This window comes from Bacteroides sp. AF39-16AC (assembly GCF_003602735.1).
GTDB classification, from domain to species: domain Bacteria; phylum Bacteroidota; class Bacteroidia; order Bacteroidales; family Bacteroidaceae; genus Bacteroides; species Bacteroides uniformis.
Genome location: NZ_QTLN01000006.1, coordinates 74913 through 101876, shown reverse-complemented (window position 1 = coordinate 101876; position 26964 = coordinate 74913). Strand labels below are relative to the sequence as shown.

General features: G+C 42.8%; 14 protein-coding genes. 1 reads left to right on the top strand and 13 read right to left on the bottom strand.

All coding sequences use genetic code 11. The features are described from left to right. Window positions 1-27: 27 nt before the first annotated feature. The 13 genes from DW039_RS07610 to DW039_RS07550 all read right to left on the bottom strand — a co-directional run bounded on the left by DW039_RS07610 (window position 28) and on the right by DW039_RS07550 (window position 24744). On the bottom strand, window positions 28-2634 hold the full coding sequence (locus DW039_RS07610) for a DUF4962 domain-containing protein (protein ID WP_016272390.1): 2607 nt from the start codon (window positions 2632-2634) through the stop codon (window positions 28-30). After that, window positions 2631-3926: a sugar MFS transporter gene (locus DW039_RS07605; protein WP_057088681.1), complete on the bottom strand. Its 1296-nt coding sequence runs from the start codon at window positions 3924-3926 to the stop codon at window positions 2631-2633. The genes DW039_RS07610 and DW039_RS07605 overlap by 4 nt, the downstream gene beginning before the upstream one ends. 10 nt (window positions 3927-3936) lie before the next feature. Next, window positions 3937-4869 (bottom strand): ROK family protein, encoded by a 933-nt coding sequence (locus tag DW039_RS07600; protein WP_016272388.1) that lies wholly within the window; start codon window positions 4867-4869, stop codon window positions 3937-3939. Window positions 4870-4895: 26 nt separating this feature from the next. Further along, entirely contained in the window at window positions 4896-6524 is a 1629-nt protein-coding gene (locus tag DW039_RS07595) for a hypothetical protein (RefSeq protein ID WP_022402182.1), read from the bottom strand. Window positions 6525-6538: 14 nt separating this feature from the next. Beyond that, window positions 6539-8143 (bottom strand): sulfatase, encoded by a 1605-nt coding sequence (locus DW039_RS07590; protein WP_057088683.1) that lies wholly within the window; start codon window positions 8141-8143, stop codon window positions 6539-6541. 332 nt (window positions 8144-8475) lie between these two features. Further along, the gene (gene hepC, locus DW039_RS07585; RefSeq protein WP_120381841.1) at window positions 8476-10473 is read right to left on the bottom strand and encodes a heparin-sulfate lyase HepC; all 1998 of its coding nucleotides are present in this window, start codon (window positions 10471-10473) and stop codon (window positions 8476-8478) included. A 16-nt stretch (window positions 10474-10489) separates the two neighbouring features. Next, window positions 10490-11779 carry a DUF4995 domain-containing protein gene (locus DW039_RS07580; RefSeq protein ID WP_120381849.1) on the bottom strand — a complete coding sequence of 430 codons (1290 nt, stop codon included), beginning with the start codon at window positions 11777-11779 and terminating at the stop codon, window positions 10490-10492. 123 nt (window positions 11780-11902) lie between these two features. Then, entirely contained in the window at window positions 11903-13669 is a 1767-nt protein-coding gene (locus DW039_RS07575; RefSeq protein WP_016272383.1) for a RagB/SusD family nutrient uptake outer membrane protein, read from the bottom strand. A gap of 25 nt (window positions 13670-13694) precedes the next feature. Beyond that, the gene (locus DW039_RS07570) at window positions 13695-16901 is read right to left on the bottom strand and encodes a TonB-dependent receptor (RefSeq protein WP_120381840.1); all 3207 of its coding nucleotides are present in this window, start codon (window positions 16899-16901) and stop codon (window positions 13695-13697) included. A 255-nt stretch (window positions 16902-17156) separates the two neighbouring features. Beyond that, window positions 17157-17600, bottom strand: coding sequence for a cupin domain-containing protein (locus DW039_RS07565; RefSeq protein WP_229081847.1), 444 nt, complete (start codon window positions 17598-17600; stop codon window positions 17157-17159). A 29-nt stretch (window positions 17601-17629) separates the two neighbouring features. Next, the gene (locus DW039_RS07560; protein ID WP_057281527.1) at window positions 17630-18751 is read right to left on the bottom strand and encodes an aldose epimerase family protein; all 1122 of its coding nucleotides are present in this window, start codon (window positions 18749-18751) and stop codon (window positions 17630-17632) included. Between the two features lie 16 nt (window positions 18752-18767). Next, entirely contained in the window at window positions 18768-22805 is a 4038-nt protein-coding gene (locus DW039_RS07555) for a two-component regulator propeller domain-containing protein (RefSeq protein WP_022402190.1), read from the bottom strand. Window positions 22806-22842: 37 nt separating this feature from the next. Beyond that, a complete protein-coding gene (locus DW039_RS07550) occupies window positions 22843-24744 on the bottom strand; it encodes a hypothetical protein (RefSeq protein ID WP_057088693.1) in 1902 nt (633 codons plus the stop codon). A gap of 250 nt (window positions 24745-24994) precedes the next feature. Between DW039_RS07550 and DW039_RS07545 the strand changes: the two genes are divergently transcribed. Continuing rightward, window positions 24995-26956 (top strand): sulfatase, encoded by a 1962-nt coding sequence (locus DW039_RS07545; protein ID WP_120381839.1) that lies wholly within the window; start codon window positions 24995-24997, stop codon window positions 26954-26956. Window positions 26957-26964 lie beyond the last annotated feature (8 nt).

Genomic DNA, 26964 nt, shown 5'->3' with positions numbered 1-26964 from the left:
ATAATTCAATTTTGTTTTAAAGTGATATCATATTTCAAGTTCCGGTAAGGCATCAACCAGCCTTTTTTCTACTTTCTTTCCGTCTACCCGATCTATGATGGTCGTAGCACCTTTGTTTGAGTCATAATTGAAGTCCAGCGAAACACCGTTCTGTTTATTCTCTATATACAAGAACGCATTACCTTCACCTTCCAGATTACATTCGATAACCCATTCTTCTACTGTTATGCGGTTCCTTTCACGATTAATTACAGCATCGGCACGGTTGTTTCCATGTACATCAATCACATTGAGAAAACAGATTTTGCTGCAAGAAGCTGTCGTTGCTGTAAAATGATAATGATTGGAGAGAGTTTTGCCAAGTCGTTTTTTCCAATCAACAGCAGCCACAAAAAAGGTGTCTGTTTGCGCATAAGTCATTTTCTGTGAGGAGAACAGATGAGCTATAGATACTCCGTCTGCCTTGTTCTTTCCTAAGATGCGCAATCCGTCTTTCTCTTCAGCGACTTCCATGGGCAGTTCTACCGTATGCAGCAGATAATTCCATTCTACCGGTTCTTTACCAACCAGTTCGTCATAAACAACGAACAAACCCGAACGTCCCAGCTGAACAATATGTCTTCGAAAAAAATCCAGTTTATTCTCATCCCAACCTTTCTCCGGTGTATACTGAGTACCAGACAAGCGCCCACGTTCCAGCCACAACGGAGAAACCACTTTTCCATAAGCGTTAGAAGCATCACCTACAACGTAGGAGATTTCTTCTCCTTCATAATAGCGAGGAATCCATCCATAACCTTCCGTTCCAATCTTTTGTCCCATACCATTCACCAATATGGAATTATGGGCGCGAGTATTCCGATAAGCATACATGCAATGGTCATCTGTAAAGCCGGTACGATGTCCACTGCTATAGAAAATTGCCTTTCCACCAAAGAAAGTATTGAAGGCGTTTTGATTAGCTAAAGCATGGGAAGTGGCACCATAGGGGCTGCTACGGAAAGAGAGCATGGCATTGTTGGTGTGATGTCCTATGTCTGTGTTCATCAGTGCAGTGCCTGTCTGGCTGAAAACTTTGGACTGAGGCAGCTCCAACAGCTTGCTACTATAAGCAGGCCTCTCCTTTTTTGTCGTACAACGATACCAGGTCAAGTCCGCCGGTTTGGCTTCAAAAGCTTTCGACAGAATATCAGGGTCTTCCTGCATAATTTCGTGTACATAAGCTGCCGCCCACGGATTGTTACATTCGCGTGCCAGCGCATCTGCATATCCTACGCGACCTCCATTCGGAGTGCGCTGTCCCTCATGCGAATTGCCATGTCCTCCGGATTTGGAAAAGGGAGGTTGCTGGTAAATGACATATAAAGCATTGTTGTTATACCACGGATCGGCAAAGAAATTGAAACCGGATATACGGGAGAAAAAGGCCGGTACCTCTATCAGTGTGCGTATATTTACATGAAAATATGAATCTCCATTATGCCAAGCACCATCCTTATTCAGTCCCGGAAGACGGGAGATCCATTCATTATAGCAATAATCTGCCCACACGGATGCTTCCGGAATCTCACCAACTGTGGCAAAGGCCGCCATTGTAAGAATGCGGAAAGTCATTTGCCATACATGATTGTCTGCAATACGGTTCTCCAGATGATTAACGTATTCATTATAGAATTTATTCCCGATATTCCGGATATTATCTAATAATAACTGTTTTTCTGACGGAGACAACAGGTTGTAGAACCCGTCGTACGCCGATGTGCTCATAGAGAGCAAAGTGGATAGATTGAAGTCACCTGCAAAGTATTTGCTTGTTTGCCAGGAAAGGATTTCACTCAACCGGTTGATGCCTTCACGATAATACTTCTTGTCTTTCGTCAGCAGATAGGCGCGTACCAATGCTTCCACATTGGCTTCTTCTCTATCCACAATCTTACGGCTCTCGCGGATAAGGGCTGACTCACGCTGTACTACATTGGTTAATGTAACTACATTTGTTGTATCTATCTCTTCCTGAAGATGCTTCAACGGATGAGAAATGCACCGGGAAGCTTTGTCCATATAGGCCTGAGCTTCCGGATTATTTTTATTCTTCGTTATAATTTCCTCCCAATCATCCGCATCCAATAATACGCGTGGGTGGTGAGACGTATATTTTGCCAAGACTTTCTCCAATGTGGGCGGATTAAATTCCGGTGTATCTTTACCTATATGGAATTGATAAACCGGTGACCATTCTTCTTTACCTCCAGGAGTGACGTAAGCATATTGCCAGTACCATTTTCCCTGAGCCAGGCACTGGAAAGGATTGAAAAAAGCCCAGGCGCGTTCCCCAATCAACACTTCCTTTTGAAAGTTCTTGTCCTGAGAAATACGAATCCGATAGACTACTTTCGGTTTTTCATCCACTTGTCCCGGAACTCCATCCAATACCGGACCTAAATGCGGGAATTTATCCGGCCACATAAAGCGCGGCGGATTCATCTTAACGCAAGCACCATTCGCAGGAGAGGGAGTTGCACGAACTTCGTGCATCAATGTCTCGTCGGAAACTGTTATGACAGCAGATTGCTCGGAACTGCCACATGCCATCAATAGGCAAAAGGCGGGTAAGCCTAATAATATCTTTCTCATTTCAGTATTTTATTTTTGTTTTTGAAACCAACCAGTTCTTTCAGGCTGACTGTCTTATTGTTGACCAGTGGATGTGCCCAAAAACCGATAAACGTAATATATCCCATGAAAACCAAGATAAGGAGCATTCCTATGCGTAATGAAGTGGTATCGGATAGCAGACTGACAAACAGCGGACCTCCTGCGCCTCCCACAATTCCGGAGCAAAGAATACCGGCAAAAGAACCGTGATTCTGGGCTACTGTGTTCAGAGCCAGTGAGAATACGATGGAGTACATCATTGAAATGCAGAAACCGATTGCCGGAAATGCACATACCGCAACTTTTGCAGAACCGAACAATGCGATCAAGAGTAAACTCATGGAAAGCAGTCCTGATATTTGTAGGAGACGTTTACTGTCTATCAGCTTCAGCAAGAACATACCAAATAGGCAACCGACGGTCATCGAACCCCAGAAATAACTGATACTTTGTGCACCGACAGTTCTTGGATCAATGCCATGATACTGTTCCAAGAAGGTACTCATAAAAATAGAGACACCCTGTTCTGTACTGACATAACAGAAGATTCCCAAAAAGAAAAGCCATACGTATTTTTGACGGAACAATTTTTTATAGGAAGAGGAGGAACCACTGCGTTCATCATCTTTCAATTCAATGCGCGGAAAATGAACGAATGACACAACGAGCAGCATAGCCAACAACAGTGCTGTAAATACCCAATACAGAGAAACCCAGGGAAGAGTAACCGGAGTAACTTTTGCCAGAATATCCAGCAAAAAGTTCTGTCCCTGCTGATAAACTTCCGGTTCCAGTGCATGTATCAGCCAAGTGTAAACCAAGGGACTGATAAAAGAGGCTACTCCGAATACAAACTGTGCCAACTCTGCTATAAACGCATAATTCTCCTCTCCGCCGACAACACGTTGCAAAGGGTTGATTACAGTTTGCAACATGGCCATTCCCAAACCAATGATGAAAGAAGACAGAAGCAGTATCAGGTAAAAAGGGAAACATGCAAACAAGGTAGTACCTATAAATGGCATTAGGAAGCCGGTAAATAGCACCGGCTTTTCTCCATATTTATCTATTAATATACCTGCCGGTATCGACATGATGGCATAGGCCAAGAAAAAAGAGGTCGGAATAAACCCTGCCATTGCCAGATCCTTCAGTTCAAAGTTATGGATAATGTCGGGGATTAACGGCCCGAGAATATTCGTAATGAATGAAATAGTAAACCAAAACATCATGATTAATGTCAGCATACTCCATTTCTTGTTACTTTTCATGATATATCGTTCATTTTAAGATTAATGATGCCGCTCCGATAAATCCGGCTTTATTACCCAATGATGCGGCTACAATTTCTGTATTTAAGGCACAATCGGCTATAACATGCTCTCGAACCACTTCCCTTATTTTCTCTAAATAGAAAATACCGGATTCTGTAACCCCTCCTCCCAATACAATCCGTTGAGGGCTGAATATATTGACAAATCCGGCAATTCCTCTTCCCAAATAGTAAAAGTGTTCACTCATGCATTCAACAGCCATCGGAAAATTTTCATGATACAGGCGGACTATTAGTTCTCCGTTTATTTCCATATCAAAACTCAGATTCCGCTCTTTAGCCAACGTGCTGAAATGCCTTACCAAAGCAGAAGTCGAGGCATAATGCTCCAGGCAGCCGATCGCTCCGCAGGCACAACGTTCACCGTTAGCAATCAATGGCACGTGTCCCAGCTCCGTACCCCGATTGGCATAGCCGTTGAATAATTTGCCATCAATGATGACGGCTCCACCGATGCCGGTTCCCACTGTCAGAAACACCACGTGGGTACACCCCCTCCCTGCACCATATTTCGCTTCCCCCAACCCCATCAGGTTGGCGTCATTTCCAACGACTACCGGTAGTTTCATCTGTTCTTCCAAAAGAGAAGCCACATCTATGTTTTCCCAACCGATAATATTTTCTGCACCTCCCAATACGATACGGTTCGTCTCATCTACAATTCCGGGTGTACCAAGCCCAATGCCCAATACTGTCCAGTTTTGTTTGGCAGCTTCATCTTTTAACAACATGACAGCTTTTATCAACTGTTCTATTACTTTTGCAGCTGAAACAGAAGCAAAAGAGGGTAATTTTCCCTCAAAGAAAGAATTACCCGCTTTATCCACCAAAGCATATTTTATAGATGTACCACCTAAATCAATGCCAATTGCATATTCCATAGTTTATTATATCAAATAAGGAAACATTATGTTCTTTCTACCCATATAGGAGAACTCCATGCCCATTGCTGGTCACGCTGGCGAACCCTGACATAGTAATAGTCCGTATCTCTTTCGGGTTGGGTATCCTCCATATAATGCTCAACCGTAAAGCAACTTTCCGGCATTGCACGGTTGAAGAGAATAGCCTCACTGAGCCACCCTATCATGAAATGTGAACGGGAACCTTCCAAAAGTTCACCCAACGAATGCTCAAATTTCTTGCCATTGAATTCGGCTGTAATCACGCCATCTTTAGGCATAGTCACATCCAGAATGACAGCTTGCGTGGCAGGAGTCGTGGTATTGGGGTTTTTGGAACTGTACATATCCAACTCTGCATCCTTACTTGTAACAGACACAATACGGTTAACTTTTGTCTCAAACTCAGATTCTCCCGGTTGCGGAGAAGTGAAAGCGGCGCCACGGAAGCAAGGTTCCACAGCATTGATAGTTCCTTTATTTATGGACAGCTTTCCTTGCCAATGCACATACTGTTCTTCGCGGTTCCAACCGAAATCAACTTTTACCTTGCAACGTACCATATCTCCTTCTGGCATCTCGGGCAACAATGGGCCACTTAAACGAGCAATGCACTTTCTGTTCTTAACGATGTCAATATAATCAATACAGCTACCTCCCTCCACATTCAGATAAATACGACGGCTATTTCCCCGTACGACATCACCCGGGAACGCATCATTCAAACGAAAATCTATATTTATTTTATCACCGGTGGCACAGCAGACATGACGGTTCTTCATGGCATCCCAGATTTTATCACGGCTCAACGATTCTGCAAGGATACCTATGCGACCGTCACCGTAACTGCCCGGATAACCTGCATGTTGGTCGGTCGAACCCATAATACCGAATTTCTTACCTTGCTCCAATCCGCATTGAATAGTACCTTCCCATTGGCGGGGACCCATGTCATGCAGATAACTGTAATCTCCCTGATCGCTTTCTGCCAATCCATGGCGGGAATACATCTCTACAAACGGGGTCTGGTCTCCTTCCGTAAAGAAGTTCCAATTGTATCCGCGATAGCCTGTCTGATATCCCATATGATGCGGAGTAATAAATACCTTATGCCCGCGGGCTTTCCGTTTCCAGTCTTCAATGGAGGTACATTCCACCAGCGGTGCGTCCAAGTCATAATTCAGAGCCACATGGTCGCCATGTTCCATGCTGTGCGCCTCATAACCAACAAAAGCCAGGAATTCTCCTTCCTTATTGTATTCATTGGTCATGGCGACATATTTCTCATAACCTCCCTCTCGCAAACGCTTGAAGGCACCGGTATGATAATCGATCACCCACTTCAGACGGGGATCATCGGCTCCGGGAATATCCGGCCACATGGCATGAGGAGTGACAGATACAAAATCCAGTTGTTCTTTGGCAGCCTCAAATGCAGAACGCATGTCGCCATGACCGTAGGTTATGTTACAATGATTATGCAAATCTCCCCAGAAATACTTCAGATTACTGGCAGAGGGCATGACTTTCTTTCCTGCGGCAGTTCCTTGCTGACATGCAGATAATAGGCTACCGGAAGCGGCCAGCCCGACAAGAGACCAGCCGGTATGCTTTAAAAAATTTCTTCTGTCCATAATTTAAATTTAGATTATCTGTTTTTCATCAATCGTCTGTCACCTTTGAATAACTCTTTGACCTTTTCATCGGGGTCATCATCCTTATACTGTTTTTGAATCTTTTTCAGCAATGAAATGAGTTCCGCTTGTTTGTCGGCATACTCCGGTTTACCAAACACACTGTTCAGTTCACTCGGGTCATTCTTCAAGTCATACATTTCCCATTCGTCCACATCGTTATAGAAGTGAATCAGCTTGAAGTCAGCGGTACGAATGCCGTAATGCCTTTTAACCGAGTGCTCTGCCGGATACTCATAATAGTGATAATAGGCGGCTTTTCTCCAGTCAGCCGGTGTTTTCCCCCCATTCTCCAGAATGGTCCTGAGAGACTGTCCCTGAATATCTGCTGGTATATCTACTCCGGCAAAATCCAGCAGGGTAGGAGCAAAATCCACATTCATGGCAATAGCGCTCGATACACTCCCCGCCTTGATGGCCTTCGGATAACGGATAACCAATGGCATGCGCTGGCATTCTTCATACATAAAGCGCTTGTCGAACCAGCCATGTTCGCCCAGAAAGAAACCCTGGTCCGAAGTATAGATTATGATTGTATTGTCCAATTCACCGTTTTTCTCCAGATAGCCGAGCAACCTTCCTATATTTTCGTCCACAGCTACAATAGTTGCCAAGTAATCGCGCATATATTGCTGGTACTTCCAACTGATCAGTTCTTTCCCTCTTAAGTTGCCGCTACGGTATTCTGAAATACGCTGGGCGTATACCGAATCCCACTTATCTTGTACATCAGCCGGCATACGCTTGTAGACTTGATAGAGGCGATTGGTCGTATCTTTCAGCATTTCTTCACGGGTCAGCAGTTTCAGATCCCAGTCATTGGTCAATGTATGCTCGATGGACATATCCTGTTCTATAGCAGCAGAGCCTCTGCCTTCGTATGTATCGAAAAGCGTGGCAGGTTCGGGAAACACGGTATTGTTGAACATTCCCAAATGACGAGGAGCGGGCATCCAGTTACGGTGAGGGGCTTTCTGGTGATACATCATGCAGAAAGGCTTGCTTTTGTCTCTGTGTTCCAGATATTCGATAGCCTTGTCTGTAATAACGTCAGTTGTATAGCCCTGCTCTACAATCTGCTTTCCGTTCTCGTTGAAATCGGGATTGTAATAATCCCCCTGTTCATGTTGTCCGGTCAGGATACACCAATAGTCAAATCCCTGAGGCTCGGTAATCAGATGCCATTTGCCGACAATTGAAGTCTGGTAACCGGCGGCCTGCAACAATTTAGGGAAGGTCTGTTGGTTACCATCGAAAGTGCTGGCATTGTCTGTGAATCCATTGATGTGGCTGAATTTGCCCGTCAGGATACAAGCTCTTGACGGGCCGGATAAAGCATTGACCGCATAACAATTGTCCATACGAACACCTTCATTGGCAATCCTATCCATGTTGGGAGTCTGAAGGAAACGTCCACCGTAACATGACATAGCTTGCGTAGTATGGTCGTCCGTCATCATAAAGATGATATTCGGACGTTTCACTTCCTCTTTGCCGGAACTGCAAGCGGACATTCCGATGGCAGTCAAAGGCAGAAATATGTATGATAAACGATTCATTATAAAAATCTTTTATAACCCGTTGGCGGAATTTAAGAAAATCCGGACGATTGTGAACTGCAATAAGGCACGGAACAGCAATCTGCATTCCTTACAAATAATACAGATGCAAGAAATAGCAGTATACTGAACCTAATTCAGTCGTATATTGAATGCCATTCAGTCGTATACTGAATAGGGTTCAATCGTATACTGAATGCAATGCATCCAATAGGTACTGATAATCAAAATATTACAAAGCAGATTCATACCTTCAATATATTACAACAAACCATTAAAGTATCATTGCAGTCATTCCGCAGCGGTAATGAATTAATTCCGCCAACGGGTTATTATAGTTTATATTCCAATTGACGTTTCTTTCCGCCAACAGATATTTCTATTTTCACCCCATTTTCGTCAAATGCCTTGTTCAGGAACTTAGCTTTGAATATAGGGAAGGAAGCTGTATTTTTCGACGGATAAAGAATAGTTATGTAACGTACAGCGTCCGAATCCTTTTTATCTATATCAAAAGATACAGTTGTACGGGGTACTCGTAAACGATAGGCAGTTGAACGCCAGCCTTCTTTTTCTTTCATTGAAATTTTCTTCTCGGCAAAGCATTGCAGTTTCACGTTGCTTGGGCCGTCATAAACTGTAGTCAGCATATTATTCTTTCTGTCTATATTTACAGTACCTTCACACAAATGGTAGTTCAGATTCACTACTCCTTGGGCGTTTCCCACGGCTTCATCTACAATTACAAAATAAGATTGGTCTACAAAGAAAACAGAACGTCTGTGTTTCAAACCATCATAATGCGGATTCTCAGTCACCAGAATCTGCTCATTGCCTTCGGGCTTCCATAGTTTGGTGACAGACTGGGTTGTTTGCAGGTTTTTCCCATCCAATGTCAACGTATTGTGAGAACTTGTCCGGCGAAACCAATTACGAAGTTTCATTACTTCATCATCACCGGCATAGACGTAGGAACCGCTATCCGGGAAGAGATTCCGGCCATTGAACCAAAACTCAAAAGTTCCGTTGTCCGGCTGGCAGTGCCATTCCCCTTTGGGACCGGCCTTTACAACCATTACGGTAGCATCCTGCTTCCAGCCGTTTCTGAAAGTAAAGAAGCCGGAAGTCTGCGCACCGTGAGAAAGGTTGGGCAAGGGAGCGCCTTCACGACCTTCTGTGGCATAATAACGAATCCACTCACAATCAGGAAATAGCTTGAGCCAATCCTGATAATTACGGATTTCTGCCGGACGGTCTCCCAACTTGGCATCACTGAAACAAGGATTGCTGTAATCCGGAAAACAAATGTTGGCATAAAACTCAATCATGCTCTTGACTGTATTCACGTATTCGGCTGGAAATTCCTGACGGAAGCCATTAACATCCGCCATACGCAAAGCCTTGCAGAAAATATTGATTGCCGCCAGATGATAATGCGGGTCCAATTCATATTGACCACCATCCGGATAGACTTGTTTTTTAATTTCGCGGTTCAAAATGCTTATCCCACTTTTTCTCCATTCGCTTGCTTCCTTAAATTCGGGGAAAAACGCACCCGCATATACCATGCGCTGAGCTTCAAACAACAAGTGGTTACCCTGATCCGAGTAATTGCCAAGAATATGCAGTGCATGCCGGTGATAATTAATCAGAAATTCAGTCAAGAACTCCGGAGTGAAAGCCTTTGAAGAAACGAACAACAGGAATTGCAGCGTTTGATCCTGCAAACGGTTGCTCACCTCCAGAGGACGCCATGCAAAGCGTACATTTTCCGCATTTCCCTTTACCTCGCCTGCGCTGACCAGTTCGTATTCTTCTTTCTCTACCGCTGTCAAAGGATTCTTTTTAATCCAATCCATATATTGGTATGCCCATTCTTTGGCATATTTCTCGTCTCCAGAGATTCGATATGCCTTACCCATTGGGGTGAACCATTTGTGGCGGTGCAATTGCCAGCGCAACTCATTGTCTTGTACCGGCCAATATTGCCAGTTGATATCTTTGCCGTAATTATAAGAAGGCTGATATCCTTTGTGCACAAAAAACGTATGTTCCAAGGCATCATCCGCCCATTTCTGTTCTTCCTTGGAGATCTTGATATTCTGCATATCGATATCGGGATGTCCTATGCCGGTACGTTGGCGGTAATAGTCCAATAAGGCTTTGGCAGCCTCATCCCATTGTTGTCGGTCACATGCAGCTTTCACTCTCTCCAATCCCGGATAATCCAGATTCAGTAAGTCGAAAGCTTCCTTCCGCAACTGCTGTGCTTCCGCACATAACACAACCAGCAGAAAAGTAAAGCTAAGAATATACTTTGTTATCTTCATGGTATATTAATTTTGTTTATAGCGATTTATAATCAATTCCTTTTACTTGCATATATCGGGTTAAAGCCTCCAGATAGTAATAATCGGCATAATTGATAGGTGTATCAATTTCAGAACCATTAGGCAATGAACCTGTAGAGTGCATCAGAATAAATCCCTGGTTGGTGCCGACTTTTGCCAAGTAAGCATCGGAAGAGAGAGACTTGAGCAGTTTCTCGGCGTAATCAAAATAGACTTGTCCGTCCTCTACAAGAGTACTGAGCTCTATCAGGGCAGAAGCTGTGATAGAGGCGGCAGATGCATCACGAGGCGTCTCCGGTGTGTTCGGGGCATCGTAGTCCCACAAAGGAATCGCATCGTCAGTCTTTACACGTTCCATGATTAATGCCGCGATATTTTGAGCCTGCTGTAAGAAAGCTGCATCTTTCGACTCGCGATAACAAGATGTATATCCATATACTCCCCAAGCTTGTCCGCGCGCCCATGAGGAATCATCATTTTTCCCCTGATGCGTACATTTCATTTCTACGCTGCCATCGCTATTGTAGCTTACTACATGGTAGGACGAATGATCATTCCTAAAGTGGTTTTTCATTGTTGTCTCAGCATGTTTCAATGCGACTTCTTTATACTTGGGATCATTCGTAAGATGATTGACGTAAAACAATAAATCCAGATTCATCATATTATCAATAATCACAGGGAAATTCCACTTCCCAAAATCCCAGGAACGGATACAGCCTATGTTCGAGTCGAAACGACCGCACAAATTATCAGCAGTCTGTACCAATATCTGACGGATAGTGTCGGCAGGAGACAGACGGTGCGCATTACCATAACTGCAATTCACCATGAATCCGATATCGTGTGTACCTTTATAATCTTTCAACGGATATAGGTAATTCGTAAATTTCACCGCATCTTTTTTCAAGTCTTCTATACCAGTCAACTGATATGCGTACCACAAGTTTCCGGGGAAAAAACCGCTTGTCCAATCATAGATGGAACTGCAATATCTACGGCTTCCCAAGGCATCTTTCACAGGTTTCATCCGCAAGGAGTCTTTAAAAGTTACAGGCTCTCTTTGTAACTGGCTACAGAGAAAATCCATATCGTATCCCGTCCAGATGGAACGGGGCAACAAGACTGAATCCCCTACATCCGCCACTGTTTCTTCCAGTTGTTGCACAGAAGTGTCTATCGCGTTTTTCAACCAGCCGTAATCTTCCTTTGGTTGACTGGGTGAACAGCCAGAGAATCCCTGCAATGTAGCAACTGCGTAACAAAATAATAAAAATTTCTTCATAAATATATGCATATTCTATAGGTTATATCTGCTCAAATTATCATCCTTACATACAAGGATGGAGAAACAGTAAGATGTTTATACTTTCTCCATCCATTGTCAGTTCATACCCAGAAAATGAAATTACTCAAATCCCGGATTGTTTTCTCCATTCAAAGCCGCGTTCGATTGGATTTCGGCCAATGGAATGGGGTAAAGTTCATGCTTGCCTGTGGTAAAGTTGTGGCCTGCTACGTAATTGGACTTAGCCCATTTCACCGGATTCCAATCTTTACGTGCAGCATCCGTTATATATTCATCTGGTCCCGGAATCCATGATTCCATGTAGTTCTGAGCAGCTTTTAAAGATGCTTCCAGAATACCCCATCGCAGTAAATCATATTTACGTTGACCTTCGTAGCAAAGTTCAAAAGCACGTTCCCAATACAATGCTGTACGGAATCTGCCGGCATCATCACCATCCGGAATAAATGGCAAATCATACAATTTCGGAGCCTTCAACAAGCTTGAATAATTGGCTGTACTTATAGGAGTAGCACCGGCACGTACACGGACGTCATTCAATAGTTTCCATGCTTCGGTTGTGTTGCCGATTTCGTTATAAGCTTCAGCTGCCATCAGAACAGCATCGGCATAACGCAACGGAGCATAATTGACGCCTGTATTGTTGGGATCCACAAAACCCGGAGCCATCCATTCTCTGCGCCATTTGCCCGGATATCTGTTCAGATTTTTGTTGATATCGGCAGAAGTATGCGATTTTTCCTGAGTTTCTTTATTTTTATTCCACTTGATAGCATAGTCCACGAAATTCACGTCACGACGTATATCCTTTATGCTTCCATCCTCATTTGACTCATAGAAAGACTTCCAATATGGTAATACCACAAAGAAAGCATTGGCACGTCCCATATAACTGCTTGTGCCGGGATAACTTCCCGGAGCATCTACAAGTGGCCCGTTGTAAGTTGCCCACACACCGGCATTGTCCTTCAAACCTTGGTTGGGTTCGAAAGCAATTTCCCAAAGAGATTCCTGATTGTCCAATATCAGCTGAGAATAGTTCTTAAACAGTTGCTCATAACCACCTGCATAAAAATCATGATAGCCTTCAGCCTTTAGAGCTTCCCATTCTTTAATCACCGCTTCAAAATATCCCTTTCGGGCAGTATCATCCGGACGGGTCAATTGACGCGATGAACGGTTCAGGCTATAACCAGCGCGTTGCAAATAGACACGCATCAGTAAAGTACGGGCAGCACCGCTACAAGGTATTTCAGAAGAAGCCACTTCACGACCAGATTTCAAATATGTTTTTGCATAATTCAAATCTTCGATGATTTGGTCATAAATCAGCTCACGGTCGGTACGAGGTTTGGATGTATTAGCAAAACCATTCGTATATTCCGTGCTGAACGGTACATCACCAAAGAATTTCACCAGGTCGAAAGCTATGTAGGCACGGAGGAATCGAGCTTGCCCGTCAATTTCCTGCAGGTTTTTGTTTTCTGCGAAACCCGACATGGCCTCAATGCTGGCAATAGCCACATTGGCACGGTCGAGAGCTTGGTAAGCACATCTCCATACACTGGCAATCCAAGTATTAGAAGCATTGTACAGATAGTGGGATATGTCACGGCGAGTTCCGTCCGAACCGGTTCCACGCACCATGAACATATCGTCCGACCCAAAGAACGGCATGATATTTTGTCCATAATAGTCTGTAGTTTCAAGACAGTCATAGATTCCGACTACAGCCATCTGGGCTTTTCCTTCTGTCACGAAATAAGTATCTTTCTCGTAGAATGAGCTGGGCTTTTCAGTCAGGTCACAAGAAGTAACCCCTACAAGCATCATTGCGCCAAGCGCATATATCATTTTGTTTTTCATCTTATTATTCCCTTTTTAATTCTAATTAAAATGCTACGTTCACACCAAATACGAAAGAGCGGCTTCTGGGGTAAGCACCGAAATCGACACCGGGAGTTAACGCGCTACTCATGGTAGATACTTCCGGATCGAAACCGGTATAAGGAGTCCATGTAAACAAATTATTGCCCGTTGCATACAGACGCAATTTGGTCAGACCAATTTTATTTATCACTTTCTTGGGGAAGGTATACCCTAAAGTGATATTACTCAATTTCAAATAAGAAGCATCTTCAATGGCCCAAGAATGAATGTAGGTGTTGTTGGATCCGTTATCACCGAAATGAGCTACTGTTTTTCCCTGGTTCACTGCTGCCAGTTCTTCCGGATTCGTAATCAGTTCACCATTGGCATTAATAGTCACCCAACGATGAGCATCATCAGCTACCGACAGAACGTTTTTATTAGTAAGGGCAGTCTTGGTATTGGTCAACTTAGTAGCATTCAGTACTTCCGCACCATAGCTGTAAGTAAAGAAGATGCTCAAGTCAAAATCCTTCCAACTGAAAGTATTGTTGATACCGCCATAGAAATCAGGCAAGGCATTACCAATAATGGTCTTATCACTTTCAGTAATTTGGTTGTCTTCACTACCGTCCACGTTCTTAAATTTCCAGTAACCTGGCTGGATATTCTTCTTGTCGCCATGATAAGGTACACCGTCCTTCAATGTATAAGTTTTGGTTGTAGCATCGTAATTGAAGTCTTCCACCTGATACAATCCGTCAGTCACATAACCGTAGAATTGTCCCAATGGTTGATTTACTCCAATCTGATGGGATGCCCCCGCACCACTATAACCAAAGTTGGCCAGATACAACTGTACATCTTCACCTGTCAGTTTCTTAACCTTGTTCTTGTTGTGGGAGAAAGTAACCGAAGTGTTCCAAGTAAAATCTTTGGATACGATGTTTGCCGTATTGATAGTCAAATCCACACCCGAATTTTGAGTTTCGCCTGCGTTGATAACCATACTAGTATAACCGGAAGAGTTAGGCAGTTTGGCATTCAGCAGCAAGTTGCTACTGCGATTGATGTAGAATTCCGGCGAGAATGTGATACGCTGGTTCAAGAAACCAAAATCTATTCCTACGTTGAATGTCTTATTTGCCTCCCATTTCAAATCGGGATTAGGCACCTGACGAGAAGCATAGCCTGCTTGTGCACCGTTGCCATTGGCAGCAGTAACAGAATTCATAAGAGCAAGACTTTGATAACTACCAATACGATTGTTACCCGCAAGTCCATAACCGATGCGGAATTTTAAGTCGGAGAAGATTCCCAGATCCTTGATAAATTCTTCTTCGCCTAAACGCCATGCAGCCGAGAAAGCCGGGAAATATCCCCACTTGTTGTTCTTACCGAACTTGGAAGAACCGTCAGCACGGACTGAAGCAGTAAAAAGATATTTATCCATCAGGTTGTAGTTTATACGTCCAAAGAAGGAAAGCAATTTATCATCGTAGTTTTCACTGGAAGTGGGAACACCCGGAACACCCAGTGAGAGGTCTCCCAAACCTATTTCATCATTCGGGAACTGACTGGCACTTGCAGAAAAGCTGCGTGACCATCTTTCCACATATTCATGTCCGGCAATGACTGTAAAGTCATGAATTTTGTTTTTCCAAGAATAGGTCAAAACATTGGAAGTCTGAAAACTGCTATTTTCCAAATTAGTAATTGAACCTTGAATACTGGAACGCTTACCTGTAATAGACTCATCACCATAGAATACATCATTACGGCGAGTCTGATAGCGCATACCTACCGTACTACGGAAAGATAGTCCTTTCAGCAGCTTAATGGTAGCGCCACCATTGGCCTGGAAAGTACGCCATTCCCTATCGTTGAGCTCTTCTGCTGCCGAAATCAGCGGATTCTGCATAACGTTGCCATTATCATCTGCCAACAGAGGATCTTCGCCGTATAATAAATCTTCATCTACCCCCATAATACCTACTGTAGGACGATACTGCAAGATGTGCTGCATCTTGTTGAAGCGGTCACCACCTTCTGATGTACCCATGCCTTCCACACGCATCTGGTCGTAACTGATACGTGAATTTACCGTTAACCATTTGTTTATCTCATGATTCATGTTGAATGAGATGTTATGCTTTTTACTACCGCTGTATACCATAGCACCTTCTTCGTTGTAGTATGAGTAAGCCAGACTGTAATTCATCTTCTCCGTCTTTCCGGATACACCTACACGATAGTTTTGAGTAATAGCATTACGACCCAAGGTTTCATCTTGCCAGTCGATACCCTTGCGACCATTATATATGGAAGCGAGATCGCTGAACTTACCGTATCTCTCTTCCCATTTGGTCATACCATCCGCACCGGAATCTCCTGTACCCATTCTCCACAATGTACGTTCGTAATCCAATCTGGCAAATTCACCGGCATTAAGTACATCCAATTTGTTTGCAATCTTTTTGACACCGACATAACTGTCAAAAGTCACTGTAGCCTTGCCACCTGATTTACTACCATTCTTCGTAGTGATTACAACTACACCATTGGCACCACGAGCACCATAGATGGCAGTGGCCGAAGCATCCTTCAACACGTCAATGGTTTCAATTTCAGCGGGGTCGAGGGTAGACATACCGTCTTCACTGGGAAAGCCGTCGATAATGTAAAGAGGTTCGTTACTTTGTGTGATAGAGATACCTCCACGCACACGTACGGAAATGGAAGCACCCGGAGTACCTTCACTCTGCTGCACCATCACACCTGCCATGCGTCCGGTCAAGGCTTGTGTAACATCACTTACTGGCACTTTAGAAAGTTCTTTGCTGCTAACGGAGGTTACCGACCCGGTCAAATCTCTACGAGGAACGGCAGCATAACCAATTACCACAACGTCTTCCAGTAATACGGCATCAGCCTGTAGAGTCACATTGATTACACTTCGGTTATTGACTTTCACTTCTTGCGGAGTCATACCTACATACGAGAAAACCAATACATCTTTGGATGCATCATTCACTTTCAGAGTATAGTTACCATTTACGTCGGTAACTGTTCCAACACCGGCAACACCTTTAATGGTTACACTACCTCCAATCACTTCATATCCTTCACTATCAATCACCTTACCGGTTACTGTCAAACTTTGTGCGTATGCAGCCAAACTGACAAAAGCGAGGATAAACATTAAAAACAATTCTTTCAATTTGTACATAATAAATAATCTAAGGTTTAACTTTAGAATTTTTCTGATGACAAACATACGACAAGCACTAAAAAAAGTGCAAAAGTATTGTTTTTGTTACTTTTACTTTTACACTTTTTCCATACCAATATTGTTCACTACACACTATTTTTGTGCAAAAACAACTTCACAGATTACCACAAAAGGAAAATCAACCGATTAAACAGTAGCTTTATCAACTTGTATTACACGAAAAACAAATTGTACAAAGCATCTTTTCAAGGCTTATTTCAAAAAATCAGCTCGCATCGGAGCAAAACAGTCAATCAAAACCCCGGGTTCCAGACAAACGCAGCCGTGCAAAATATCCGGTTCAATATAAATACCGTCTCCCACTTCTACAATCTTCTTTTCATCACCCACTGTAAACTCAAATTTACCACTTGCCACATAAGTCGTTTGCGTGTGGTAATGCGTGTGAGGAGTTCCTATAGCCCCTTTCTCAAATTTGACTTTAACCAACATTACTTGCCCATCATAGCCCATAATCTGTCTGGCCACACCTTCACCTGCCGGCTCCCACGCTTTTTCTTTCTCTATAATAAAAGTATTGCTTCTTGTTTTCTTAATAGGACTATCAGGCACTCTATTATTGGCATTCAAACCCGTTACCGCAAAAAGAACTACTCCAATCATACATACACATCTTTTCCATGTTTTCTTTTTCATAATTAGTAAACTTTAGTTGATTAAATATATTATTCTGATATTGTTTCAAATTTATAAATAGTGACCTGCCGATATATTTCTCCCGGCAACAAACTTGTAGCAGGAAATTGAGGATTATTGGGAGCATCGGGGAAATGCTGCATTTCAAGACAAAATCCATAATATCTGCCATATTTCTTTTCACCATGACCAATAAGATAATCCATATTTGAATTTGGAATATAAAATTGCATTCCCGGTTCAGTAGTGTATGCTTTCAACACTCTACCGGATATAGGTTCCACTACGATAGCTGCCAACTCTAACGAACCTGGGTATTTATCCAGTCTATAATTCACATCATATCCTTTTCCCATTTTCTGTACTCTTTTTTCCACCGATTGTGGAGAAGTATAATCATATACAGTACCCACCACAGGCATTAACTCTCCGGTAGGGATACCCATGGAATCTGTAGGAGTTATGGAATCCGCATAAATCCTATAAATATGATTCAACACGTTTCTGGTGCAACCTGTTAGATTAAAATAACTATGATTTGTAAAATTAACTACCGTAGGCTTATCCGTAGTAGCTGTATATTCCAGAACAATCTCATTATGATTAGTCAGTTTATAAGCTATTGAAAGTTCCAGATTACCGGGAAATCCTTCTTCCAGATGAATACTGCTATATTTAAAAACCACAATAGCTGTATCTTTTACAACATAAAATGTATCCGTTTTAAAGATCCGATGACTAAAGCCGTTTGTTCCACCATGGATAGAATGCCCATTATTATTCTTTTCCAGGTGATAAGTCTGCCCATTCAAACAGAATTCCGCATTTTTAATTCTATTGGCAAATCTTCCTACCGTAGCTCCCAATTTTGGATGTCTTCCCAGATAACATTCCAGACTGTCAAATCCCAAAACCACGTGTTCAAAACGCCCTTGTCTGTCAGGAACAAAGACGTCCGTCAGCGAAGCGGCATAATTCGTCACTTGAACAGACATTCCGTTCGCATTTACCAATGTAAACATTTCTACAGTATCCCTTCCGCTAAGGATGCTACTGTTCTTAAATACAGATAGCTGGCATAAAGAGGTTTGCCCACACGAAACTGATAAACATGAGATAATTATTAACGCCCCAATTACACATGCCTTCATAACCAAGTAACTAATATCATTTCTTTCCATATTCTGTAGGCAAACAACCGATATACTTCTTGAAACGTGCCGCAAAATAAGAAGGAGTGTTATAGCCCACCATAAAACTGATTTCTGAAACGGTATACTTTCCTTCTTTCAATAACTGACATGCTCGGTTAAACCGTATCTTATGTATAAAATCAATAGCAGATTTTCCCGTTATCGCCTTTAATTTCAAATGAAGATTCGAACGGCTCATATTCATCTCACGCGCGAACTGTTCTGTAGAAAATTCCACATTATCCATATTTTTCTCAACAACAGCAATAGCCTTCCGCAACAGTTCCTCATCCATCGTATTGTTCGTAAGCTTTTCCGGTTTTATTTCCGTCATATTGGAATATCGCTCGAATATACGATAACGTGTACGCAGCATATTCAGAATCTTGGTTCTCAACACTTCCATAGAGAACGGTTTGGCAATGTAATCATCGGCTCCTACCTGTAAACCTTCCAACTGATACTTGATATCTACTTTGGCAGACAACATATAAACCGGAATATGGCAAGTACGTAGATTCTGTTTCACTAACTTGCATAACCTAACGCCATCCATTATAGGCATCATGACATCTGTTATAATCAAATCTACATCCTTGTCTTTCAGAATATCCAGCGCTTTTTGCCCATTCTCCGTTTCCAACATATCAAACAGCGCAGACAGACCGTTCACCAAGTACCGTCTCAGTTCCCTATTGTCCTCTACGACCAAGATAGTACCACGTTTACCGTTTACTTCATCCGTACTATCCTCTTCCCCGAACTTTTCGTCATCACCGATATAAATGTCATTTGCATTGGTGGAATATACACGTTGTTCTCCTTCATTCCCACTTCCTCCAAGCAACTCTTCTTGCGTATATACGGATTCATCCTGCGGCAGATAAATCGTAAAAGTAGAACCTTTACCAACTTCACTCTGTAGAATAATCCGCCCATGATGTAATTCCACCAGACGTTGAACCAATGAGAGCCCGATACCACTCCCTTCACGTCCATTTTCCACCTGATAAAAACGTTCAAAAATCTTTTCCTGCTTCTCCAATGGGATGCCAATGCCTGTATCTATCACTTGCAAGACAAGATTGTCACCTTCTATGTAAAGTTTCACAGTGATACTTTCGCCGACTTCGGTATATTTAAAGGCATTCGAAAGCAGATTATTTGCAATTAAATCCAGATAGTTCTCATCGAAAAGAACATTTTTATCTTGCAACTCTGTATAGAAGTTATAGTCTATATCCTTCCTTTTAGACAAACTTTCATAATTCATAAAACAGTTCAATATCCGCTTATAAGCATTGGAATACACAGCCCTGAGTTCAAATATCCCTAACTCAGCACGCCGGAAATCCATTAACTGATTAACCAAATGCAAGAGACGGTTGGTATTCCGCTGCACATAAAGCAACCGTTCATGCTCCCAATGCCCACTGATACGATCAAGTAATTCCTGCAAGGGCGCAACAATCAAAGTCAACGGAGTCCGTAACTCGTGCGAGATATTAACATAAAAACGGATTTTCATCTGGCTTATCTCTTCCCGCTTTTCTTTATCAAGCCGTTCCATTCGTATTTCAGCCTGCATACTCTTGCGTAGCCAGAAGAAGCGTACGATACCGAACACCAACAAAGCAAACGACAAAGCAAACAAGGAAAGCGCCCACCAAGTAGAATACCAAACCGGCAATATATGTATATGAAGTATGGCGGGTTCCTCATTCCATTTACCATCATTGTTTGCTGCTTTTATACAAAAAGTGTAATCCCCTGCCGGTAAATTGGAGTAAGAAACAAGGCTGATATCATTCTGCTTATACCATACATTATCATATCCCTCCAGTTTGTAGGTAAATGTATTATGTTTACCCGCTATATAATTGGAAACGACAAAAGAAATGGCGAATGAATTCTGAGATGAAGATAAAGTTATACGATTCACGTATGTAATACTTTCCTTTAAGATTCCGGTTTCATCATCCGGTAATACCTCCTTATTATGAACAAATAATTTATTGATTACAGGTTTGGGAGCATAAGGATTATCAATCAACGTTTCAGGACGGAATGAAGTAATGCCGTTGACTCCACCAAACAACATGTAGCCATTGTCTTTTCGACAATAAGCCCCAGCATTAAACTGGTTGCCTTGTAATCCGTCCATAATCGTGAAATTACGAAACTTCCCACTCTCCGGATTCAGGCAACTCAACCCTTGATTCGTACTTATCCATAAACGCCCGTAAGCATCTTCCAGAATTCCATAAATAACATTACTCGGCAGACCGTTTTCTGTGGTATATTGCAGGAACTGCTTATCACTCTCTTTCAAAGCAAACAATCCGTTACGTGTTCCAATCCACAGATATCCGGAAGATGTTTCATAAAAACAATTCACAAACGCTTGCTTCAACACAGAAGCTATCTGAAAATCCGTATTAGGGAGCAAAGAGGTACCTACCTGGTTAAAAACAGAAATTCCCATTTCTCCCCCAGCCCATATACGTTTCTTTGAGTCACAAAACAACAAGCGATTGTATTGCTGCAATTTGTGCCCGTCCTCATCTACATCAACAATCGTAAAGTTGCGTTTATCTATATCAAAATGCAATAAATATTCCAGCGATGCCACCCAAAGCCCCCCATACCCGTCTGAAATGATAGAATAGATATTATTGCTCGGCAAATTGCTATTGTGACGATTATAATATTCTATGTAACCGGATTTACGATGCAAAACCATCATTCCTCCGGCATGTGCCCCCACATATATTCTATCTTGTACCTCATCTACATACACCGTCTTGATATCCTTGAAAGGTACATCCAGATTGCCCGAATTGAATAGATAATTCTTATATAGCTGAGAGGCATTATCATAGTAATTCAAACCGCCATCGCTCGTGCCAATCCACAAATTATGCTTGTTATCCTCAACAATGCAACTGACCACATTATTACTGAGTGAGTTCAAGAACGGGACATGTTTGATACGCTGGAAACGGTTACACAAAGGATGATAATAATTCAGCCCTCCCCAGTAAGTACCCAGCCACATGCCACCCTGCGAATCTCTGAAAATACTCCGGACCGAATTCTGCGATAAACTTCCTTCCTGAATCTCAGAGCTTTTAATGGACGAGAAACAGTCTGATCCCTCCTTGTAGATATTCAATCCACCATAGGTTCCCACCCATAGGCGATTCTCTGTATCCAGTGCTAAAGAACGCACATAGTTTGAGTTCAATCCTGATTTCCCATCTTCATAACGATAATTCTTCAGCTCCTTTGTCTTCATGTCGTACAGATAAAGTCCATCTCCCTCCGTAGCCAGCCATATTCTATTAAACATCTGGCACAGAATGGCATGAACCCGGATGCCGGCAGGCATATCCACCAGTTTCTCCAAAATACCGTTTGACAAAGTATAAATATATACACCTTCCTCAGTACCTATATAGATACAATCATCCTGACGTACCAAAGCTGCCGGCTGCAATCCATGCAAAGAAGAGGATAATGTATCCGAAAGGAAACACTCTTTCTTTACATCAAAAAGCAGAATGCCTTCGGCAGTACCCAACATCAACCAATCTTTTTTTATCGGGATAATACTGGTCACAGCTACGTTCAAGCCATTTCTCTTATAATAATAATTGGAAAATTCATCTTTATAATGATTGTAAAGAGACAACCCCTCACGAGTTCCTATCCAAATCCGGTCTGAATCATCCATTGTGATGCAACGGGATATATCGCTGGCAATACTATTGGGATGGGTATATTGATGGCGATATACAGTAAAGTTGTAACCATCATATTTATTCACACCATCATACGTCGCAAACCATAAATTCCCTCCCTTATCCTGATTAATCGCAAAAATCGTACTATGCGACAATCCTTCCTCCAAACCAATATGGGAAAAGTGAATATCTTCAGTGATATCGGCATTCAACATGTAGGGGAATAATACTTCTAAAAGCACTAACAAATATTGCTGTATTTTCATGTTTGTAATCTATTATGAGGCAAATAAATAAAATACATTAGCAAAAGTAAATATTAATCTGTATTTTCTTGCCAATACTTTCCGGTATTATTCGCAAAGGTACAAAAGAGAATCCTGGAACCGGATTAAAGATTCGTCCATCACTATCTGTCGGTGCTACATCTATATATCCTGCTTCGCAAGTGATGTACAATATCCCCTTATTTTTTTTTATGGAAGCTTCTCGCGTACTTATCCTCACCTCTTCTTTGGGCGACGCGATAACTGGCAACACAAGGTAAGCCGAGTCATTGCAACGTTCCACGCTTATGCTCACTCCTTGTTCTGAAAATGCATAGTTCACCTCTACCAGTACTTCTCCCTGCTTTGGAGACTGTTGATTGATATCAACCAAATGAGAATTTACATTGAATCGGCAGAACCCGTTTTCTATAAAACAAGTAATGTCCGTATTCAAATCGTCCAGATTACTATATGCAACTCCATCCTGAGTCAATTCAACCCGGGGGGTACCTCCCATCAGATATTTACGGACATTGTCCTGCATATTGGGAGCTTCAATCAGTTTATACTGGTTCATAGTCGCAGCAAATATAGGTCCTGCCTGAGCATGCCACAACAACGAAAGGGCACCTCCCATTGGATGAGTCCCTTTCACTTTATATTCGGCATCATATCCGGTAAATGTGGCACGCCAATCTCCTTGGGATAAAAGCCACGTACGAATATCCTTAAAATGCTTCACTCCGTAAACGGAGTCACGGGGAAGCTTTTCCAAAGAAGTCATTTTCACAGGAGGCAGTTCCAAAAAAGAAGCCAACGCCTTGGCATGCCCAAATGTATGATGAATACAAGGAGAAACACCGGATGCAAAATAATGCATTCCTCCATAAAGAAGTCCACCATGAGTAGCCTTACTCAATAAACGGATATTGCGGCGAATGGCTTCCAGACATTCCGGATGACGGGCAGCAGCCATCAGATAATAACCTCCCATAAAGCCATCACTGGTACGCCCGCCCCAATAAGTCCATTTAAAGCTTCGTGTTCCCCAACTGTTGTCCCAAGCGCCATCGGGTAACATAAACTCAAGATGAGTTTCCATAGAACGTTCCACAAGCGAAAATAGTTCCATGTCGTTTGCCATCACTGCATAATATGCCATATTAGGCAGTGATTCTTCTACATTATAAAGCAAATCTACCGGACGGCAACCGTTTGGAGTTTCTGAGGCGATATTAGGTCCCTCGCCATACAAGAAACAGTCATTCGCGGTAAAATATTCTTTTAATCCGCGAGCTATCTCTCCGGCTTCCTTCTTAAATTCAGGCCGATTGCACATCTCACCGATAGCGTATAGTGCATAGGTTGCCGAAGCAGAATAGTTTACATTCATATTTCTCATGCCTTCTCGCCTTCGGCTATAAATGAAAGGATTGTTCATCATAAACTCACCAGCCTCTACCAATCGCTGTTTCCAATGATGATGGGTTGAATCATCCAATAGATGTCCGTGATAATGCAAAGCTTCATAAAGAGCAATCGCTGCAAATACCGTCGTACCGTTCCAATCCGATACATGTACATCGTTCATCCATGACCCGTCCGGACGGTGTACATTCTCCATCCACGCCATCAAGCGCTTGGCTCCGAGCAAATATTTTTGGTTCCCGGTCTTTTCTGCCAAATACATCAAAGGAAGTACGGCATCACCTATACGTCCATGCATACGGGCACATGCAGGGCACAAGACTCCTCCATCAAGTGCGGAATCGGAACAAGTGTACTGATAAGCCAGAAAAGCATCCATCCATTCCGTCAACAGCTTATCCGCTTCACTACGCAATGAATCATCAAAAGAGTTCGCATTTACATTCCGTGCTTGTCCTGCCAAAGATGATACACAAAACAGCACCATCATAAACAACATGTTTTTCATATCTCTTTCATGGTTAGATTTTAATGCTCAAAGTTAGTCCTTTGTTATCAGTATTTCACTCTCTTTTTATTCAATATCATGCCAATGGGCGTTTAAACCTCTTGTAATATTGTTGAATCAATGCTAATATTGTTGAAAACTCACTTGCCAAAACAATATTGGTACACTTTTAAACATAAGGAAGTCTCGGTTAAACACAAACGGACTACTTTAGCTGCGGGAAACAAATGTTCTTAATTCTTAATGCCTTATGAGACACCTACCTTTATTAATGTGTACTGCCTTCTGCGGATTGTATTCCACACAGACAAAGGCGGCAGACACAAAAAACGAAAAGCCCAATATTCTTTGGCTCACCTTTGAAGATACTAGTGCATACGAATTCGGTTGCTACGGCAACAGAGGAGTACATACTCCCAATGCGGACAACCTTGCCGCCCGCGGCATACAGTTTATGAACGCATGGTCCGTAGCTCCCCAGAGCTCGGCTGCCCGTTCTTCACTGATTACCGGATGCTATTCAAGCACTTACGGCATGGACATCCATCCTGTGCCCTACGATACACCTGCTGACATCTTCTTTCCACAGAAATTACGCGAAGCCGGATATTACTGTACAAACAACAGCAAGACACACTACAACTCTACCACTGACAATAAAATATGTTGGGACGAATGTAGCAACAAAGCCTCATACAATAGTCCCAAACGAAAAAAGAACCAACCCTTTTTCGCTGTATTCAACACGGTAACCTCACACATGGGACGCATCCGAACTTTCCATACAGACGGACGCAGAGATTACACACGGGAAGGCATATACCCGGCACTGCTTTCATTGCCTGCTTATGTTCCCGACTTGCCGGAAGTACGTTCCGACTATGCCGGTCATTTAGAAGCAGTACAAGACGTGGATACCTGGCTGGGATTCTTCCTGAAAGACCTGAAAGAGAAAGGCTTGGATGAAAATACAATTATATTTTTCTTCAGTGACCACGGCGGTTGTATACCCCGTGGTAAAGGATATTTGTACGAAAGCGGTCTAAAAGTACCTCTGATTGTCTATTTCCCGCCCAAATGGCAACACCTGGCCAAGCAGGCTTCAGGCAAAGAGTACAGCCTGGTCAACTTCACGGATTTAGGGCCTACCGTACTTAGTCTTGCAGGGGTAAAACCACCCAAACAGATGCAGGGCAAAGCACTTTACGGCAAGTTTGCAAACAAAGAAAAACGCCAGATGCAATTTGCATTAGCAGCCAATCAATTGCATCATTTCATGCCGGTACGCGCCGTTACCGATGGGCGTTTCAAATATATCCGTAGTTATATCCCCTATCGTCAGTTTGCCCTGCGCAATTATTATCAATGGGGAATGCCTTCCAACAAAGCATGGGATAAACTAGTATTGGAAGGGCATAATACCAACCCTAACTGGAAACTGACTTTCGAAGCCCATCCGGCAGAAATGCTGTTTGACCTTGAAAAAGATCCGGATGAACTGCACGACTTATCCGGTACTCCCGAATATGCAGAAATCTTGTCCAAAATGCGCCAAGCACTATCTGACCATATTCGTGTCACCGGTGATTTGGGGTTCTTCCTTCCCACTTCACGCACCGGTCATATTCTTTACGACAAAGTGCGCAAGGAGAAATATCCTCTGAACGAACTTTATACTCTTGTTGAAACAGCTGGAACAGCAACCACCGCCTCTCTGCCCATGTTAGAAGAAGCAATTACCAATCCGCTATCCGAAATGAGATTCTGGGGAGTAGTAGGATATGCCAAACTTGCCAGAGAAAAGCAAATATCTTCTTGTCCGCAAGCCTTGTTGGCACTCCTCCAAGACAGTAATCCCTACATCGCTTCCGAAGCCGCCTATGCCGCAGCCTATCTGGGTAAAAGTCAAGAAAGCGTTGCCCGCCTAATTATTCCCACAGAAGAAAAATACAGAAAAATAGGGTACTCTTCACTAGAATGCTTATCTTTAGATCCTGATATGCGTGACTGTATCCGTCCTTTCCTGCCGGAACTGAGAGAAGCCGCAGAAACCCTGCCACGCCTTGAAAACGAAGATGCCGGACTCATGGCACGGGGGATTCTCGTGAACTTGGGCGAAATGGATATCCAAGACTTGCATGGTCCTGAAGCTTATAAAAAAGGTTTGAAACTTAACTACGGCCGTAGGGCAATGATACCCCTACCCAACTAAAAGAAGAA

Excerpts from the sequence above, each read along its gene's own strand:
- hepC (WP_120381841.1), bottom strand. The coding sequence starts at position 10,473 with ATGAAGATAACAAAGTATATTCTTAGCTTTACTTTTCTGCTGGTTGTG.
- DW039_RS07595 (WP_022402182.1), bottom strand. The coding sequence starts at position 6,524 with ATGGACAGAAGAAATTTTTTAAAGCATACCGGCTGGTCTCTTGTCGGG.
- DW039_RS07570 (WP_120381840.1), bottom strand. The coding sequence starts at position 16,901 with ATGTACAAATTGAAAGAATTGTTTTTAATGTTTATCCTCGCTTTTGTC.
- DW039_RS07600 (WP_016272388.1), bottom strand. The coding sequence starts at position 4,869 with ATGGAATATGCAATTGGCATTGATTTAGGTGGTACATCTATAAAATAT.
- DW039_RS07590 (WP_057088683.1), bottom strand. The coding sequence starts at position 8,143 with ATGAATCGTTTATCATACATATTTCTGCCTTTGACTGCCATCGGAATG.
- DW039_RS07580 (WP_120381849.1), bottom strand. The coding sequence starts at position 11,779 with ATGAAGAAATTTTTATTATTTTGTTACGCAGTTGCTACATTGCAGGGA.
- DW039_RS07575 (WP_016272383.1), bottom strand. The coding sequence starts at position 13,669 with ATGAAAAACAAAATGATATATGCGCTTGGCGCAATGATGCTTGTAGGG.
- DW039_RS07555 (WP_022402190.1), bottom strand. The coding sequence starts at position 22,805 with ATGAAAATACAGCAATATTTGTTAGTGCTTTTAGAAGTATTATTCCCC.
- DW039_RS07565 (WP_229081847.1), bottom strand. The coding sequence starts at position 17,600 with ATGAAAAAGAAAACATGGAAAAGATGTGTATGTATGATTGGAGTAGTT.
- DW039_RS07545 (WP_120381839.1), top strand. The coding sequence starts at position 24,995 with ATGAGACACCTACCTTTATTAATGTGTACTGCCTTCTGCGGATTGTAT.
- DW039_RS07605 (WP_057088681.1), bottom strand. The coding sequence starts at position 3,926 with ATGAAAAGTAACAAGAAATGGAGTATGCTGACATTAATCATGATGTTT.
- DW039_RS07560 (WP_057281527.1), bottom strand. The coding sequence starts at position 18,751 with ATGAAGGCATGTGTAATTGGGGCGTTAATAATTATCTCATGTTTATCA.
- DW039_RS07610 (WP_016272390.1), bottom strand. The coding sequence starts at position 2,634 with ATGAGAAAGATATTATTAGGCTTACCCGCCTTTTGCCTATTGATGGCA.
- DW039_RS07550 (WP_057088693.1), bottom strand. The coding sequence starts at position 24,744 with ATGAAAAACATGTTGTTTATGATGGTGCTGTTTTGTGTATCATCTTTG.